This window comes from Haloferax sulfurifontis, assembly GCF_014635105.1.
Taxonomy (GTDB): Archaea; Halobacteriota; Halobacteria; order Halobacteriales; family Haloferacaceae; genus Haloferax; species Haloferax denitrificans.
Genome location: NZ_BMCI01000001.1, coordinates 845,582 through 860,833, shown reverse-complemented (window position 1 = coordinate 860,833; position 15,252 = coordinate 845,582). Strand labels below are relative to the sequence as shown.

The 15,252-nt window shown below is 65.7% G+C and carries 14 protein-coding genes; 9 read left to right on the top strand and 5 right to left on the bottom strand.

All coding sequences use genetic code 11. From position 1 onward, the window contains the following. Together IEV64_RS04410 and IEV64_RS04405 are read right to left on the bottom strand one after the other, a co-directional pair. Positions 1–208 (bottom strand): helix-turn-helix domain-containing protein (locus tag IEV64_RS04410; RefSeq protein WP_188423246.1); only part of this gene is annotated, 208 nt, incomplete at its 3' end. A gap of 844 nt (positions 209–1,052) precedes the next feature. Continuing rightward, the gene (locus IEV64_RS04405) at positions 1,053–2,258 is read right to left on the bottom strand and encodes a DUF8073 domain-containing protein (RefSeq protein ID WP_188423245.1); all 1,206 of its coding nucleotides are present in this window, start codon (positions 2,256–2,258) and stop codon (positions 1,053–1,055) included. Between the two features lie 197 nt (positions 2,259–2,455). Here IEV64_RS04405 and IEV64_RS04400 point away from each other — a divergent pair, with 197 nt between their 5' ends. Both IEV64_RS04400 and IEV64_RS04395 read left to right on the top strand, forming a co-directional pair. After that, positions 2,456–3,619 carry a PAS domain-containing protein gene (locus IEV64_RS04400; protein ID WP_049920649.1) on the top strand — a complete coding sequence of 388 codons (1,164 nt, stop codon included), beginning with the start codon at positions 2,456–2,458 and terminating at the stop codon, positions 3,617–3,619. Between the two features lie 93 nt (positions 3,620–3,712). Beyond that, on the top strand, positions 3,713–3,892 hold the full coding sequence (locus tag IEV64_RS04395) for a hypothetical protein (RefSeq protein ID WP_049920648.1): 180 nt from the start codon (positions 3,713–3,715) through the stop codon (positions 3,890–3,892). Positions 3,893–3,928: 36 nt separating this feature from the next. Here the strand turns inward: IEV64_RS04395 and IEV64_RS04390 are convergent, their stop codons facing one another. Further along, positions 3,929–4,321, bottom strand: a complete 393-nt coding sequence (locus IEV64_RS04390; protein ID WP_004967305.1) for a hypothetical protein — start codon at positions 4,319–4,321, stop codon at positions 3,929–3,931. A 289-nt stretch (positions 4,322–4,610) separates the two neighbouring features. On the opposite strand from IEV64_RS04390, the gene IEV64_RS04385 reads away from it, so the two are divergent. Continuing rightward, positions 4,611–6,533 (top strand): PAS domain S-box protein, encoded by a 1,923-nt coding sequence (locus tag IEV64_RS04385; RefSeq protein ID WP_188423244.1) that lies wholly within the window; start codon positions 4,611–4,613, stop codon positions 6,531–6,533. Positions 6,534–6,539: 6 nt separating this feature from the next. Here IEV64_RS04385 and lrp read toward each other — a convergent pair whose 3' ends face one another. Continuing rightward, positions 6,540–7,001 (bottom strand): HTH-type transcriptional regulator Lrp, encoded by a 462-nt coding sequence (gene lrp, locus IEV64_RS04380; protein ID WP_004967301.1) that lies wholly within the window; start codon positions 6,999–7,001, stop codon positions 6,540–6,542. 263 nt (positions 7,002–7,264) lie between these two features. Here lrp and IEV64_RS04375 point away from each other — a divergent pair, with 263 nt between their 5' ends. The 4 genes from IEV64_RS04375 to IEV64_RS04360 are packed head-to-tail and all read left to right on the top strand — an operon-like array spanning position 7,265 to position 12,284. After that, entirely contained in the window at positions 7,265–8,479 is a 1,215-nt protein-coding gene (locus tag IEV64_RS04375) for a BMP family lipoprotein (protein WP_188423243.1), read from the top strand. A gap of 57 nt (positions 8,480–8,536) precedes the next feature. Next, positions 8,537–10,105 (top strand): ABC transporter ATP-binding protein, encoded by a 1,569-nt coding sequence (locus IEV64_RS04370; protein ID WP_188423242.1) that lies wholly within the window; start codon positions 8,537–8,539, stop codon positions 10,103–10,105. After that, positions 10,102–11,232, top strand: coding sequence for an ABC transporter permease (locus tag IEV64_RS04365; RefSeq protein WP_007276037.1), 1,131 nt, complete (start codon positions 10,102–10,104; stop codon positions 11,230–11,232). Before IEV64_RS04370 ends, IEV64_RS04365 begins: the two co-directional genes overlap by 4 nt. Continuing rightward, positions 11,229–12,284: an ABC transporter permease gene (locus IEV64_RS04360; protein ID WP_007276036.1), complete on the top strand. Its 1,056-nt coding sequence runs from the start codon at positions 11,229–11,231 to the stop codon at positions 12,282–12,284. The genes IEV64_RS04365 and IEV64_RS04360 overlap by 4 nt, the downstream gene beginning before the upstream one ends. A 49-nt stretch (positions 12,285–12,333) precedes the next feature. Here the strand turns inward: IEV64_RS04360 and IEV64_RS04355 are convergent, their stop codons facing one another. Next, positions 12,334–13,665: an RNA-guided endonuclease InsQ/TnpB family protein gene (locus IEV64_RS04355; RefSeq protein ID WP_188423241.1), complete on the bottom strand. Its 1,332-nt coding sequence runs from the start codon at positions 13,663–13,665 to the stop codon at positions 12,334–12,336. Between the two features lie 53 nt (positions 13,666–13,718). On the opposite strand from IEV64_RS04355, the gene IEV64_RS19935 reads away from it, so the two are divergent. After that, the gene (locus IEV64_RS19935; protein WP_007276028.1) at positions 13,719–13,853 is read left to right on the top strand and encodes a hypothetical protein; all 135 of its coding nucleotides are present in this window, start codon (positions 13,719–13,721) and stop codon (positions 13,851–13,853) included. A gap of 196 nt (positions 13,854–14,049) precedes the next feature. Continuing rightward, positions 14,050–15,168, top strand: a complete 1,119-nt coding sequence (locus IEV64_RS04350; protein ID WP_007276035.1) for a TrmB family transcriptional regulator — start codon at positions 14,050–14,052, stop codon at positions 15,166–15,168. Positions 15,169–15,252 lie beyond the last annotated feature (84 nt).

Here is a 15,252-nt window from a genome sequence, read left to right as displayed (position 1 = left end):
CTTGCTCAAGCGACTCGTCGGTGTCGAGTCGCTTGAGCCAGCTGTAGATCGTCCGGCGCTGAACATCGTACCACTGGGCTAGCTCGGTCTGCGTGACACCGTTCTTGTACGCGATAGCCGCTAAGAGCCGTTGTGTCGGCTTCTTTCCGTCCACGTTGTCGAGAGCGTCTTGCAGTTCCTCGACGGAAATCTCGTCGAGATGGTTCACTATCTCTTGCAAGAGTCTCCGAGTAAAAAATTCTAACGATTACTATAGGGGGAGTGTCGCGGATAGAGTATAACGCTAGTACCGACGTTATAGTGAGGCTGTGAATAGTGAGGCTGTGAAAACTGTCCGTGGCGCTGTGCGCGAAAACACAATACTCGGTCGGAAGCCGCGTCCCGAAAAGCATTACTAACGCGATAGGTCAATAAAACTATCATCTGAATGTAAAACCTCGAAGAGAGGGTCGGCGACCCGGCTGAATCGGATGGACGGAGACACACCGGCGCTCACCCGAGAGTTTCCCGAAGAGGCGTCCGGCGTCGCGTGCGGGGTCCCGCTTCGTGGTCGGGCGGTCACCGATGCAGGAGTTCGTTCTCAGAACTCACCACTCGGCCGCCGAGGCCGGCGAATACGGACGGGAGACGTTCTGCGACGACCTCGGGAACAGCGACGAGAGATGGACGTTCTCGGCGGCCGAATGGGTCAACGCGAAACGTCTGCCAGTGTCCGGTTTCGTGCCGTTCGAGCCGTGTGCCGTTCGAGCCGTATCCGCACCGCGTGCTCGTGGGTTCCGGACGGCACGCGGCCGGGTGTCGAACGTGCTGGTCAGCCCGACTGGATGTGCCTCTCGGGCGCACTCACTGACGCCGGTGACCGCGCTTCCGGCCGAGTTGCGGAGCGCGTCACGGCCGCACAGCGAGAACTATCAAATCTCAGCTATAATCTGCGAGCAGAGGTATTCGGTCGTCTTTCGGGGTAGTTCGGCGTCGCTTCCGGCGTCGGCCGTCGCGGACGAGACGCTCCTCCCGCCGCGCCGGTGGTCGTCCGGCCGGTTCACTTGGAAGGTTCACTCGGACTCTCCGTCGAACGCGGCGCGCACTCGCGTTCGAACGTCGGCGGGACTCGCCGCCGACCGGTCGCGCCGGGCCATCCGTCCGGTGACGAGGTCGAGGAGGTCGAGCGCAGTCAGGACGTCGCGGACCTCGGCGCGGTCGAGTCCGAGGCGGCGCTCGACTTCGTACAGCGTCTTCGCACCCGCGACGGCCGCACACACGTCTTCGGTTGAGCAGTCGAGCGAGGCCACCGACGCGGGAAGCGGCGGGAGGTCAACCGGCCCCGTCGGGTCGGCGGCCGCCTCGCCTCTCGCCTCGGCTGGCGGGTCTGCCCCGGCCGAACTCTCGTCGTCAGCGACGCGCGGCTCCGGTGTCCGCGCCCCGTCGCCCGCGTCGCTTGTCCCGCTCGAAGCCGTCGTCTCGGTCGACTGTCCGTAGGACTCCGGCTCGTGAATCCCGCGTCGAATCATCTGGTTGCGGACCGTCTGCGAGGTCACGTCGACCCCGAGAGCGGCGGTCATCTCCTTGAACGTCTCGCAGGTCTCGTAGACCTCCCGAAGCCGAACCGGGTCGTGATGCGCCGGGACCGCGTCGCGCTCCGGCTCCGGCTCCGGCTCCGGCTCCGCATCCGTGTCCGCTTTTGCGTCCGCGTCCACCGCCGGCTCCGTCGTCGTGCTGGCGTCCGCGCTCGTTTCGGTCTCGGCTTCGGTGGCGTCGCCCCTCGACGCGGATGCAGGTCGGTCACCCTTCGGTGTTCCGTCGCTCCCCGTCGAGATTGCGGACTCCATCGTCGGTGGCGACACGCCGGCCCCGACGGGGGCGCCACCCGCCGCGTCGTGCGTCCCGGAACCGTCGGCTCGGGCGACCGTCGGCTCGGCCGGTTCGGTCGGTTTGGTCGATCCGGAGTCGCGCTCGGCGGTGCGGCCGGCCGACGCCGATTGCGGGTCGGCGTCGCCGCTCGCCGGGGGTGCGAGCGCCACGTCGAGTCCGAGCCGAAGCCGGCCATCTGTGACCGACGCCGACGGCGACGAGACGGAGAGCCGGTCCGGGTCGACCGCGCACTCCGACGAGAGGTCGTACTCGACGGTGACCGAAGCCACGGCACCGTCAACGGCCGAGTCCCTCCCGCTCGCCAACTCGAGCTCGCAGACCGCTCCGGTCGTCTCCGTAACCTGTTCGAGAACCGCCGCGAGCTCTCGGACGTTCCTGGCCACTTCCATATGTTGATGTCAACTGTGTCACATCGCATATAGTTTATTGCTGTCGGTATCCTCTAGTAATATATATTCTATACAGGCGTCCGCTCGCTCGCCTTCCGACAGCGAGTCGAGTGGCTTGGGCTCGTCCGGGGCGCTCGGTCGTCGCAGATGACCGACGCCCGAGCTGTTTTTATGCCTTGAAGCGACGCTACAGACGTATGGACGTGTCTCCACTCCACGGTATCGCTCCGTTCAGCGCGGAGCGACGTGCGATGCGAATCCTGTTGGTCGACGATAACGAGGCGATGGTGGAGCTGTCCGCGACCTTTCTCGAACGCGAACTCGACGACGTCGAGACGGCGACGCACACCGACCCCGGGTCGGCGCTCGACGAACTCGTCGGCGGGGAGTACGACTGTATCGTCAGCGACTACGACATGCCGGGGATGGACGGGCTCGAACTCCTGACGGCGGCGCGCGAGCGGGGCATCGAGCTCCCGTTCGTCCTCTTTACCGGCAAGGGGAGCGAGGAGATCGCGAGTCGCGCCATCTCCGCCGGCGTCGACGAGTACCTCCAGAAGGGCGGTCCCGAGGAGTATCCCGTCTTGGCGAACAAGGTCTCGAACCTCGTCGAGAAGTACTGGGCCGAGACGCACATGCGACGCGGCTTTCTCGCGATCGAATCGGCCGAGGAGGGAATCGGCATCATCGACGGCGACGGCGTCTACCAGTACCTCAACGAGGCGTACGCCGCGCTCTACGACCGCGACCGGACCGAACTCATCGGCGAACACTGGGCCATCCTCTACCCGGACGACGAGGCCCGGCGGTTCCACGACGAAATCCTCCCGCAACTCGAAGCCGAGGGGTCGTGGCGGGGTTTTTCGACCGGCCTCACCAAGGGCGGCGAGCCGGTTCCGGAGCGCCTCGTGCTGACGCAGATGGACGACGGGGGACACGTCTGTATCGTTCGGGAACTCACCGAAATCGACACGCTCCGGGCGGAAGTCGAACTGAAAGACCGGGTGCTCGACGCCGTCGACGTCGGCATCGCCGCCATCGACCCCTCGCTACCCGACGACCCCGTCGTCTATCTCAACGAGGCGTTCGAGACGCTCACGGGCTACGACGCCGAGTCGGTGACGGGGCGCAACTGCCGGTTCCTCTACGGTCCCGAGACGGACCCGGAGGCGGTCGCCGAGATTCGGGCGGCCGTCGAGGCCGGCGAGCTGATATCCACGGAGATTCGCACTTACGACGCCGACGGCGAGCCCTTCCGGAACCGCCTCGACGTTCGCCCGATTCGGGACGACGACGGCGCGGTCGAGTTCTTCGTCGGCTTCCATCGCCCGGTCGACGCCGACGACGCGCCCCCGTCTTGACGTGATGCTCGGGGGCACCGCCGATATACTGGAAACGGTGGGGTGTCCCCGACGCGAACAAGAACTACGACCGTGGCGAGCGTCTCTGGACTCGTGTCTCGACGCGCCCGCCTCCAACAGTTCCTCGTCCTCGCCGCGTTCTTCTATGCGGTGTACTGGCTCGTCGACGACTCACCGCTCATCGCGGCCGGGTGGGTCATCGTCGGACTGCTCAATCTCTACACGCTCAGACGCGAGGCTGAAGCGAGGGGCGATGACGCAATCGATGTGTGACCGCAGAACAACGAGGGGTTGTGTGTCGGTCCGTCGTTACTCGTCCGAGGCGCGCTTGAAGAACGCGAGCGCCGCGCCGAACAGCGTCAGGTTCTGGAGGAACGACGTGAGTTCCTCGTCGCGGGCGTCGTCGTCGACGGCCCAGAAGTCGTGCATCGTCGGCGTGACGCCGGCGAAGAACGCCGCGACGCTCGCGGAGGCGAGCTTGGGGAGCTTCCAGAGGCCGATGCCGATACTCCCACCGAGGAGCAGGCCGCTCGCGGCGGGGACGAGGCGGTCCGCCTCGGGGACGCCCTTCGCCTCCGCGTAGGCGATGCGGCCGTCGAGGTCGGTCAGGTTGCGAATCGCCAGGACGGCGAGGCCGCTCGCGAAGAGGGCGCGGGCGAGCCGCGATGGCGTGTTGGGTTCGGATTCGTCGGGGGTTGTCATCACCGTTTGAAAGCGGATTCAAAATTATAAGGGCTCTGGTTACGAACCACTCGATGCGTTTTTATTGTTCCCGCGTCTCCCGAATCCGCGTTCCCCCGTCGCCGGACTCGCAAGCGCGCGAACCAGTAGTGCGCGGTCCCGTACCGACGGGCGCGCGGCTCTCGTCGTACCGACGCGCACGTCTCGCTTGACGGAATCTCGTCAGACGGGATTCTGACGCGGCCGTGACTGCGGCACGTCTTCGTTTAGCATCACCATTATAGTCTCGTGGCGTCATGTTCCGCCGCGTATGGACCCGTCTCGTGACGCGTCGCGTTCGCTCTCGGTGTCGGCGTCTATCGACGTTCTCTACGTCGAAGACGACCGCGACTTCGCGGCGCGCGCCGCGTCGCAACTGGAACGCGAGTGCGGGCGACTCACCGTCCATACCGAGTCGGACCCGCGGGCCGCGCTCGACCGGATTCGGAGCGGCGACGCGGCGTTCGACTGCGTCGTCTGCGACTACGACATGCCCGACCTCGACGGCTTCGACGTGTTGTCGCGGGTCCGCGACGAGTTCCCCGACCTGCCGTTTATTCTCTTTACCGAGCGGGGCCGCGAGGAGGTCGCGGACGAGGCGTTCTCCGCGGGCGCGACCGAGTACCTCCGGAAGGGCGACGACGCGACCCAGTACCGACTCCTGGCCACCCGTATCGAGAACGCCGTCGAGCGCACCCGGACCGCTCGGACGCCGCGGGGCGAGACGCTCGAAACGCGCCTGTCGGTCAGGGAACGAGCGATGGACGAAGCGCCCGTCGGAATCGTCCTCACCGACCCCCACGCGGCGGACAACCCCATCGTCTACGCCAACGAGCAGTTCGCCGAACTCACCGGGTACGGCCGTGACGAAGCCCTCGGACGGAACTGTCGGTTCCTGCAGGGCGAGCGGACGGACGAGGCGGCCGTCGCCGAACTCCGGTCGGCGGTCGAAGAGCGCAGGCCCGTGACGACCGAGCTACTGAACTACCGCAAAGACGGCACCGAGTTCTGGAACCGCGTGCGCGTCGCGCCCATCTTCGACGACGACGGCGCGGTCGAGTTCTTCGTCGGCTTCCAAGACGACATCACGCCGCGGAAGACCTACGAGGAGCTCTTGCGTTCGAACACCGCGCGACTCGAAGCCCTGTTCGAACACTCGCCGGACCTCGTCGTCGTCCACGAAGACGACGGCACCATCCAAGACGTGAACCAGCGGATGTGCGAGGAACTGGGTTACAGCGAGTCGGAACTCGTCGGCAAGACCGTCTGGGACCTCGACCCCTCTTCCGAACGGGACCGCTCGGAGTCGTTCTGGGCGGACCTCCCGACGAACGAGCCACAGCGGTTCGAAGGCGCGCTCGAACGCCGCGACGGCACGACGTTCCCCACCGAGGCGCACCTCATCCAGCTCAACCTCGCCGGGGAGGACCTGTTCGTCGCGATGATTCGCGACATCAGCGAGCAGAAGGCGCGCGAGGCCGAACTCGTCGAGCAGAACGAGCGACTCGACCGCTTTACGAGCGTCGTGAGTCACGACCTCCGCAACCCACTGCAGGTCGCGGTGGGCCGGCTCGAACTCCTCGGAGACGACTGCGACAGCCATCACATCGACGATATCGACCGCGCGCTGGACCGCATGGACGACCTCATCAGCGACCTGCTCGTGCTCGCCCGAGACGGCGACGACGCCATGACGGTCGAACCGGTCGCGCTGTCCGACCTCGCGCGGACGTGCTGGCAGAACGTGGTGACCGACGGCGCGACGTTGGCCGTCGAGACCGACACCGTCGTCGACGCTGACCGCGACCAACTCCAGCAACTCCTCGAAAACCTGTTTCGGAACGCTGTGGAACACGGTTCTACAGGCCGCCGGACGGAGTCCGACGACGCCGTCGAGCACGGCTCGACGGGCAACCGGACCGCGTCTGGTGACGCCACCGAACGCGGTTCCGCCGACGGCGGTGTGACCGTCACCGTCGGCGAGACCGACCGCGGGTTCTTCGTCGAAGACGACGGCGTGGGAATCCCTCCGGAGGACCGCGACACCGTGTTCGAAGCCGGCTACACCACGTCGCCGCAGGGGACCGGCTTCGGCCTGAACATCGTCTCGCAGGTCGCGGCCACACACGGCTGGGAGGTGACGGTCTCGGAGGGGTCCGAAGGAGGTGCGCGGTTCGAGTTCCGCGTCGACTGAGCCGCCTCAGGCGTCGTCGTCGCCGAGGCTGAACTGCTCGTTTTCGGAGACCGCGTTGAGGACGACGCTCGTGTTCGACTCCCGAATCGGGGCCTCGCTCAACAGCGCCTTGATCTGGCGGTTCATGTCGTCGGTGTTCTTGAACTTCCCGACCGCGAGCACGTCGTAGTCACCGGTGACTTCGTACACCGAGACCATCTGCGGCTCGTCGGCGAGCAGTTCGGTGACCTCCGAGAGGGCGCTCCCCTCTACTTTGAGGTGCATGACCGCGGTCACGTCGTAGCCCAGCGCGTCGTAGTCGACCCGGGGCGTGTAGCCCTCGATGATTCCCTCGTCTTCGAGGTCTCGCAGGTGGTTCGAGACGGTCGTCACCGACACGTCGAGTTCTTCGGCGAGGCTCCGGAGACTGCGCCGCCCGTCTTCGAGGAGCGCGTTGATGAGGTCGGAATCGAGGTTCTCGTAGGTCATCTCCGAATCTTTTGCGTGTGATTATCATTAATCCCCCGGTCTAAATTGACGATTCGGTGAATTGTCGCCCAGTCGCGTTCGGAAACTAGGTCGAGCGGACGCCGAACGGTCCCGCGCGCGTCCGGGTCTGTACGACCCCCGTCCGTTTACGGGCGGACGTGCGATAAACGAATATCTCACACTTTCGTCTCACCCGTTTACCATGCGAAAATAGCGCATAATTATTTATGTTACTCAGGATTGAGTGAGTCTGAGGCAACACAATGGCAACAAGGGACACTGGTGCAGGCGATTCGGCAGACGAGACAGGGACTCGGGAAACGCGACGCGGCGTCGAGCGCCGCGACGTTCTCAAATCGGGAATCAGCCTCGCGGCGATAGCAGGGGTCGCGGGCTGTCTCTCGGGGGACGACTCCGAAGAGACCACGACAGCCGCCGCGGACGACGGCGGCGGCGACGACTCGGAGACCAGCGGCGAGACGACCGAAAGCGGCGGGTCGGGCGGCGAGACGACGAACGTCGCTATCGTCTCCAGTCCGGCCGGTTTCGGCGACCAAGCGTTCAACGACCTCGCGCTTCAGGGGCTTCAGACGGCGGCCGAGGAGTACGACATCGAGATTCAGCAGGTCGAGGAGACGAACCAGTCGAACTACCAGACGGTTCAGTCTCGGCTCGCCGAGAGCACGAACCCCGACTACGACCTCGTCGTGCTCGTCAGCTACAACCACACGCAGGCGCTCCAGACGAACGCCGAGGCGTATCCGGACCAGAACTGGATGCTGATAAACGACTCCATCGACCAGCCGAACGTCGCTGGCTACACGTGGGCGAACCACCAGATGTCGTTCCAGGCGGGCGTGCTGGCGGGGACGATGACGACCCGCGAACTCTCCTACGAGGGGAACTCGCTCGACCCCGAGACGTCCACCGTCGGGTTCGTCGGCGGCGTCGACGGCTCGCTCATCAACGCCTTCGAGCGCTCCTACCGGGCGGGCGTCGAGTGGGTCGACGAGAACGTCGACGTCACCGTCGGTTACATCGGGAACTACACCGACACGCAGACCGCCAACAACATCGCCACCTCGCAGTACGACGCCGGCGCGGACATCGTCTACCACGCCGCGGCGGCGGCGGGACAGGGCGTGTTCCAGGCGGCGCAGGACGCGAACCGGTTCGCCATCGGCGTCGACGCGGACCAGTCCGTCACGCTCCCCGAGTACGAGGACGTCATCATGGGCTCTGCGGTGAAGTACATCAACGAGGGGACCTACGAGGTCGCGGAGGCCACCGTTCAGGACAACTGGTCGGCGGTGCAGGGCGCGAACATCCTCGGTCTCGAAGAGGAGGCCGTCCGCGTCGTCTTAGGGCAGGCGGTCGGCGGCGAGCTTCCGGACGTGGTCACGGAGAACCTCGAAGCGGCGAGAGAAGCCATCATCAACGGCGACGTCACCGTGCCGTGTAGCGCCAGCGGTTGCTAGCGACGCCGCCATGGCACCACCTCGCAGGGTTTTTACTGACAGCGTAGACTCCAACCCATGACAGACACGACCGCACCAGCAGTTCAGCTCACGGACATCACGAAGCGCTTCGGCGACGTCGTCGCCAACGACAGCGTCGACCTCGCGCTCGACCGCGGGTCGATTCACGCCGTCATCGGGGAGAACGGCGCGGGCAAGACGACCCTGATGAACGTCCTGTACGGCCTGTACGACCCGAACGGGGGGACTATCGCCGTCGACGGCGAGCCCCGCTCGTTCGACTCGCCCAGAGACGCCATCGCGGCGGGCATCGGGATGATTCACCAGCACTTCCAGCTCGTCGACAACATGACCGTCCTCCAGAACGTCGTGCTCGGTCACGAGCCCTCGACTCGGGGACTCGTCGACGAGCAGGCGGCCCGCCGTCGCATCACCGAAATCTGCGATACCTACGGCTTCTCCGTCGACGAGCATCTCGACACGCCAATCGAGGAGCTCGGGCTCGGCATCCAACAGCACGTCGAAATCGTCAAGAGCCTCTATCGGGGCGCCGACACGCTCATCCTCGACGAGCCGACGGCCGTGTTGACGCCCCAAGAGGTCGAGGGGCTGTTCGACGTGATGGAGGCGCTCACCGCCGACGGGCGGTCGCTCATCTTCATCACCCACAAGCTGGACGAGGCGATGCACGCCGCCGACGACATCACCGTCCTCCGGGACGGGAGCGCCGTCGGGACGGTCGACGCCTCGGAGACCTCACAGAACGAACTCGCCCGCATGATGGTCGGCCGCGAGGTGCTTTTCGACGTCGACTCGGCGGACCGAACGCCCGGCGAGGTCGCGCTCACCGTCGACGGCGTGACCGTCCGTGACGAGCGCGGGCTCGAACAGGTCCGCGACGTGAGCCTCACCGTGCGGGAAGGTGAGATTCTCGGCATCGCCGGCGTCGAGGGCAACGGCCAACAGGAGCTCATCGAGGCCATCACCGGGATGCGAACCCCGGAGCGGGGCACGGTCTCGCTTCAGGGGCGCGACATCACCGAGCTGTCTCGCCGCCGCCGCATCGAAGACGGCATCTCGTACGTCCCCGGCGACCGGCTCGAAGAGGGCCTCGTCCAGGACTACACGCTCGTCAGGAACGCGCTTTTGAGCAACCAGACGATGGACGCCTTCTCCGACGGCCTGTTTCTCGACTGGCAACGAATCGGCGACCACGCCGACGAGATCATCGACGAGTACGACGTGCGCCCGCGGAACCCCGAGGCGACCGCGAAATCGCTCTCGGGCGGGAACCAACAGAAGTTCATCGTCGGCCGCGAGCTCGAACGCGACCCGTCGGTGCTCGTCGCGGCTCATCCGACCCGCGGCGTCGACATCGGCTCGATAGAGTTCATCCACCAGCGGTTCCAGGACATGCGGGAGGAGGGCGTCGCCATCCTCCTCGTCTCGTCGAAACTCGACGAGGTCCAGAAGCTCTCGGACCGCACGGCGGTCATGTACGAGGGGTCGGTCGTCGACACCGTCGACCCCGACGACGTGACCGAAGAGGAACTCGGCTTACTGATGGCCGGGCGGGCTCGGGACGGCACCGAACGCGCGGCGCGCGGCGTGGAGGGCGACGCGTGAGCGACGCCGCGACCGGCGTCCGGTCTCTCGCGGACCGCATCGCCGACCACATGCTCGACGCGTCGGTGCTCGAACGCGTCGTCATCGCGCTCGTCGCCACCGCGCTCGCGTTGCTCATCGGCGCGGTCATCGTCGCCGCCTCGGGGTACGACGCCGTCGAGTTCGTCTCGTCGCTCGTCTACGGCGCGGTCGGGAACGCCTCGAACCTCGCGTTCATGCTCCGGCAGTCGTCGATGCTGATTCTGACGGGCGTCGCGGTCGCGGTCGCGTTCCGCGCGGGCGTGTTCAACATCGGCGTGCAGGGCCAGTTCGTCGTCGGCGGCTTCGCGGCCACCCTCGGTATCCTGTTCGCCGCGCCGTTGCTCCCGAACTCGTCTATTTCCGCGATTCCGCTGATGGCGCTGGCCGCGCTGTTGGCGCTGGCGGCCGGCGGCGCGTACGGGGCGCTCCCGGGGATGATGAAGGCGTACGCCGGCGCGAACGAGGTCATCACGACCATCATGCTGAACTTCATCGCCTCGGGCGTCGTCTACTTCCTGCTCGACGCGTACCTCCGCCCGGAGGGTGCCGCCGCGCCGAACACCGAACAGTTCCCCGACTACGTCGGGCTTCCCGGGCTCGTCTTCGAGAGCCCGTCGTTTTCCATCCTCGGCCTCGGGGTGGCGCTCCTGACGGTCGCCGTCGTCTATCTGGTGATGGACCGGACCGGCTTCGGCTACGACCTCGTCACGAGCGGCTATCAGGAGCCCGCGGCGAAGTACTCCGGCGTCGACCCCAAGCGGATGATCGTCCGGACGATGACCATCTCCGGGATGATCGCCGGTCTCGCCGGCGCGCTCTTCGCGATCATGATTCTCGGCTACTACAGCGACCCCAGCACGTTCCCCACGTTCGGCTTCGACGCCATCGCCGTGAGCCTCCTCGCGGCGAACAACCCGCTCGGCGTGATTCCCGCCGGCCTGCTGTTCGGCGGCCTCGACGCCGGCGGCCAGTACATCGGCTTCACGCTCGACGTGCCGAGCGAACTCGTCGACGGCGTCATCGGGCTCATCGTCCTGTTCGTCGCCGCGCCGGAGCTGTTCCGCGCGGCGGGGCGGTACACCTCGCTCGGAGGTGACCGCGAATGAGCACCGCTCGCGCGCTCGTCGACGACCGCCGGGCGCTGTTGGGCGTCCTCGGGGGGCTCGTCGCCGTCATCGCGCTCCTGCTTTTCACCGACCTCCCGGGGTCGGACCTCGTGACGGTCGGCGCGCTCGAACGCGCCTTACAGGCGGCGACGCCCATCGCGCTCGCGGCCATCGGCGGCCTGTACGCGGAGAAAAGCGGCGTGTTCAACATCGGGCTTGAGGGGTTCATGATATTCGGCGCGCTCGTCGGCGCCGCGGTCGCCTGGCTCCTCGCGGGCGGCGAAGGTATCACGCAGGCACACCTCTGGGTTGCCTTCGTCGCGGTCGCGCTCGTCTCCGGCGTGCTGGCGACGCTGTTCGCCGTCCTGTTGATTCGGTACGAGGCCAACCAGATCGTCGCCGGCCTCGCCGTCTGGTTCATCGGGCTCGGCTTCGGGCCGTTCGCCGCCACGGTGCTGTGGGGCGGCGTCTCCAGCCCCTCGCTCCCGAACATCGACGCGGTTTCCGTGCCCGTCCTCGCCGAGATTCCGGTCCTCGGACGGCTGTTCTTCGACGCCTCGCCGCTCGTCTTGCTGACCATCGTTGTCGCCGTCGCGGCCTGGGTCGTCCTGTTTCGGACGCGCTACGGCTACTGGGTCCAGGCGGCCGGCGAGAACCCCGAGGCGCTCGACACCGCCGGCATCGACGTCAACCGCGTCCGCTACGCGACGGTCATCTTCTCCGGCGTCATGGCCGGCCTGGGCGGCGCGGTCCTGTCTATCGGCATCGGGAGCGGGTTCACCGGCACCGGCGTGACGATGGTCGACGGCCGCGGCTGGATCGCCATCGTCGCGTACCTCTTCGGCAACTACAACCCGCTCGGGACCTACGGCGCGTCGCTCCTGTTCGGGGCGATGGACATGCTCCAGATTCAACTGCAGACCATCGGCATCTCGCTTCCGGGGAGCATCACCGGGCTGTTCCCCTACGTCGCCGTGCTCGTCGTCCTCGTCGGCGTCGGCTACACCCGCGTGCCGTCGGCGGTCGGCGAGTCCTACGACACCGAAGAATGACATCCTCCCCGGCGCGAACGCCGGGGTTTCCTCTCGCTGGGGGTATCGCTTACCGACCCACGGAGGCAACTTGCGGGTTCGTGCGCTCCTCGTTGGAACAAGAGCGTGGTGACTCTGACCAGTCGTGGTCGTTCCACTTGAGGCGCACAGGCCGTGCCATCGGCCGTGCTACGTCGGTCTGCCGTTGACGAGACACAGCGTGTCTCGTTCGCCAATCAGAACGTTCTGAGTTCTGATGACGTCTCAGGAACGTTTCGGACGCTGTGAGGTCTGCGTGGCCCTCGAAACCGCACGGGCACGTCAGCGTGTCGCGGTGGCGTGTCGTCCGATCTGTTGAACCGCAGTTCGGACACTCTTGAGAGGTCCATGCTTCCGAACGAACCTCCACCAAGATACCATACTCCTCGGCGGTACAGGCGAGTCGGTCGATGAACTGCCGGAACGCCCAGAAGTTGTGCGTCTTCGCGTTCGCTTCGACCGACCAATGCGTATCGAGTACGTCTGTGAGTGCCCCGACGTACACCGTGGAGACGCCTTCGTCGTGCAACCGTTCTATGAGGTCACGTGCGAGTGCGTCTTGGGCGTGGTCGCGTCGGCGCGTCCGACGGCGGTACAACGAACGTATCCGGTGACTGCTGTACCTGCCGTCGTCCAAGAGCGATTGGAGACGAGCGATTTCTCGCGTCGTCTCGCGGAACCGCTCGAACAGGTCGCACCCCTCGTACAGCAGTTGCGTGCCGGTCGTGGTCGTGCAGGCGACGAGGTTGTTCGCACCAATATCCAGAGCGGCGGTTTCGTCCGCCAGTGGGTGTGCCAGCCGAGAATTGTCTACGGTGACTGGCTGAAAGGCCCTGAACGTCTGTGCAGTCTCGTCCGAGAACAACTCCAACCGGCCTTGCTTGTCGTACTCTTTCCAGTTGGGTTCGCCCCGGACTTCGAGCCGAAGCCTCTCGCGGTATCCAAGACCGTACTCCTCTTTCAGGTCTTGGCCGACGAGGATTTCGAGCCGGGAGTATTCGCCCCACTCGACAGAGTACGACGTGTTCCGAATGTACGTTCGGAGTTCGCGGCCGTCCTCGGCGTTGCCCCAGTATCCGGGCTTGCCGTTTGCTTCGCCCTTCTTTTGGAGCGCGAAGAACGACCGCCACGCTTCGCGGTTCTTCCGTTCGATTTGCTGAACGGTCGAAGCCCCGAGCGTGCCACCGTAGCGCCCGCGATACTCGCTGATGTCCCATACGTCCGCGTCGGAGTCGGCGTAGTGTTCGCGGCGCTCGTAGTTGATCTCGTTCCAGAGAGCGGCAGAAGCGTCCAACAGGCGTCGAAGCAACACCTCGTCCGCGTCGGACAGAGGAACCACCTCGAAGGTGTTGGTCCGCTTCATCAACTACTGGTTCGTGCGTCACATTGATAAACCTATGGTTAATCAATGGTGGCATGGCAACGACGGTCCAAATCGAGATAGAGGATGACGAACAGTACGAGCGGTTACGGGCGATTAAGCGGCACAACGGACTGACGTGGAAGGGGATGTTGCTCCACGCGGCGGAGAACTTGGATACCCCGGACTGAGCATTGTCGGCGGTTGTGTCCCTGTTGTCGGATTCACGCCCGCCGTGAACGGCGGGACTCTCTCCTTGATTCAGGTAGAGCCCCCCTCGCGGGGCCGTTCGAACCGCCTCCGTCGAACCATCGCCGCCGGCCGCGTCGCTCGTAGTCCTGTCACCAACGAACAGTTCAATTATCGCTCGTCCCGAAAGGCGGGGTAGTGACCATCGATGAACCAAGCGTTCGCGAACGGCTGAAGGCGTTCGGCTTCTCCGACAAGGAGGTCGACACGTACGTCGCGCTCTTGGAACAGGGCGAGGCGAAAGCGAGCGACCTCGCCCAGCGCGCCGGCGTGTCCAAGCGCTACGTCTACAACGTCCTCGGGGAGTTCGAGGACCGCGGACTCGTCGAGGTCAACGACCACGAGACGCCGACGACGATTCGCGCCGTCGACCCGGCGGTCGTCGTCAGACAGCTCTCGAACCAGTTGTCCTCACTCGAAACGCAACTCGAAGCCATTCACAACCCCGACCCCGGCGAGGACCGTCGCTACGAGGTCATCAAATCCAAGTCCACCGTCAAAAAGCGCATCGCATCGCTGGTACAGCAGGCCGAAAACGAGGTCAACGTGTCGGTGCCGGCGTCGTTGCTTCCGGACCTCGCGTCCGAGCTGGCGGCCGCCGTCGACCGCGGGGTGCTCACGCTCGTCCTCGCCAACGGCCACGGGGACGACGCCGTCTCCGAGTCGGCGTTGCAGGGGCTCGGCAGTGTCGTCCGCTACTGGGCCGACGGCGGCCCGATGCTCGTCTGCGTCGACCGGACCCACGGGCTGTTTTCCCCGCCGGAGTTCGTCATGGGTCGGGGGTCGAACCACCAGGCGATCAGCTTCACCGAAGACCGCCTGTCGCCCGCGCTCGTGGGGTCGTTCCTCGGCAACTACTGGCCGCTCGCCGAGGAGATTTACCTCCACGAACCCGACGAGCTTCCGGCGACGTACGACCGCTTCCGACACGCCATCTTCGCGGCGACCCGGTATCAGAAACGCGGCTACACGCTCGTCGCGGAGCTCGAACTCAGACCGGCGGACTCGAACGAGGCGTTCGAAACGCGCACCGGGACGATTACCGACATCACACAGGGGCTCGTGAAACCGACGACGAACTCGATTCCCATCGAGAACTCGTTCACCGTCGACGACGGCACCGAACGGCTGACCGTCGGCGGCCCCGGCGCGATCGTCGAACCGTACGAGGCCAGACGCGTGACGCTCGACGTCGTCGAATCCGCCGGACGGTCGGTCTCGGAGCTCCTCGACCGCTCGGACGCGTTCGATCGGTGACGGCGTCGTCCGCCGTTTTGTGGGCCTCTCCGCCGAGCGGACTCGGCCGTCGCGGTCGTGTCTGGAACTAACTGGGTGCTGATG

Excerpts from the sequence above, each read along its gene's own strand:
- IEV64_RS04405 (WP_188423245.1), bottom strand. The coding sequence starts at position 2,258 with ATGGAAGTGGCCAGGAACGTCCGAGAGCTCGCGGCGGTTCTCGAACAG.
- IEV64_RS04400 (WP_049920649.1), top strand. The coding sequence starts at position 2,456 with ATGGACGTGTCTCCACTCCACGGTATCGCTCCGTTCAGCGCGGAGCGA.
- IEV64_RS04390 (WP_004967305.1), bottom strand. The coding sequence starts at position 4,321 with ATGACAACCCCCGACGAATCCGAACCCAACACGCCATCGCGGCTCGCC.
- IEV64_RS04385 (WP_188423244.1), top strand. The coding sequence starts at position 4,611 with ATGGACCCGTCTCGTGACGCGTCGCGTTCGCTCTCGGTGTCGGCGTCT.
- lrp (WP_004967301.1), bottom strand. The coding sequence starts at position 7,001 with ATGACCTACGAGAACCTCGATTCCGACCTCATCAACGCGCTCCTCGAA.
- IEV64_RS04375 (WP_188423243.1), top strand. The coding sequence starts at position 7,265 with ATGGCAACAAGGGACACTGGTGCAGGCGATTCGGCAGACGAGACAGGG.
- IEV64_RS04370 (WP_188423242.1), top strand. The coding sequence starts at position 8,537 with ATGACAGACACGACCGCACCAGCAGTTCAGCTCACGGACATCACGAAG.
- IEV64_RS04360 (WP_007276036.1), top strand. The coding sequence starts at position 11,229 with ATGAGCACCGCTCGCGCGCTCGTCGACGACCGCCGGGCGCTGTTGGGC.
- IEV64_RS04355 (WP_188423241.1), bottom strand. The coding sequence starts at position 13,665 with ATGAAGCGGACCAACACCTTCGAGGTGGTTCCTCTGTCCGACGCGGAC.
- IEV64_RS19935 (WP_007276028.1), top strand. The coding sequence starts at position 13,719 with ATGGCAACGACGGTCCAAATCGAGATAGAGGATGACGAACAGTACGAG.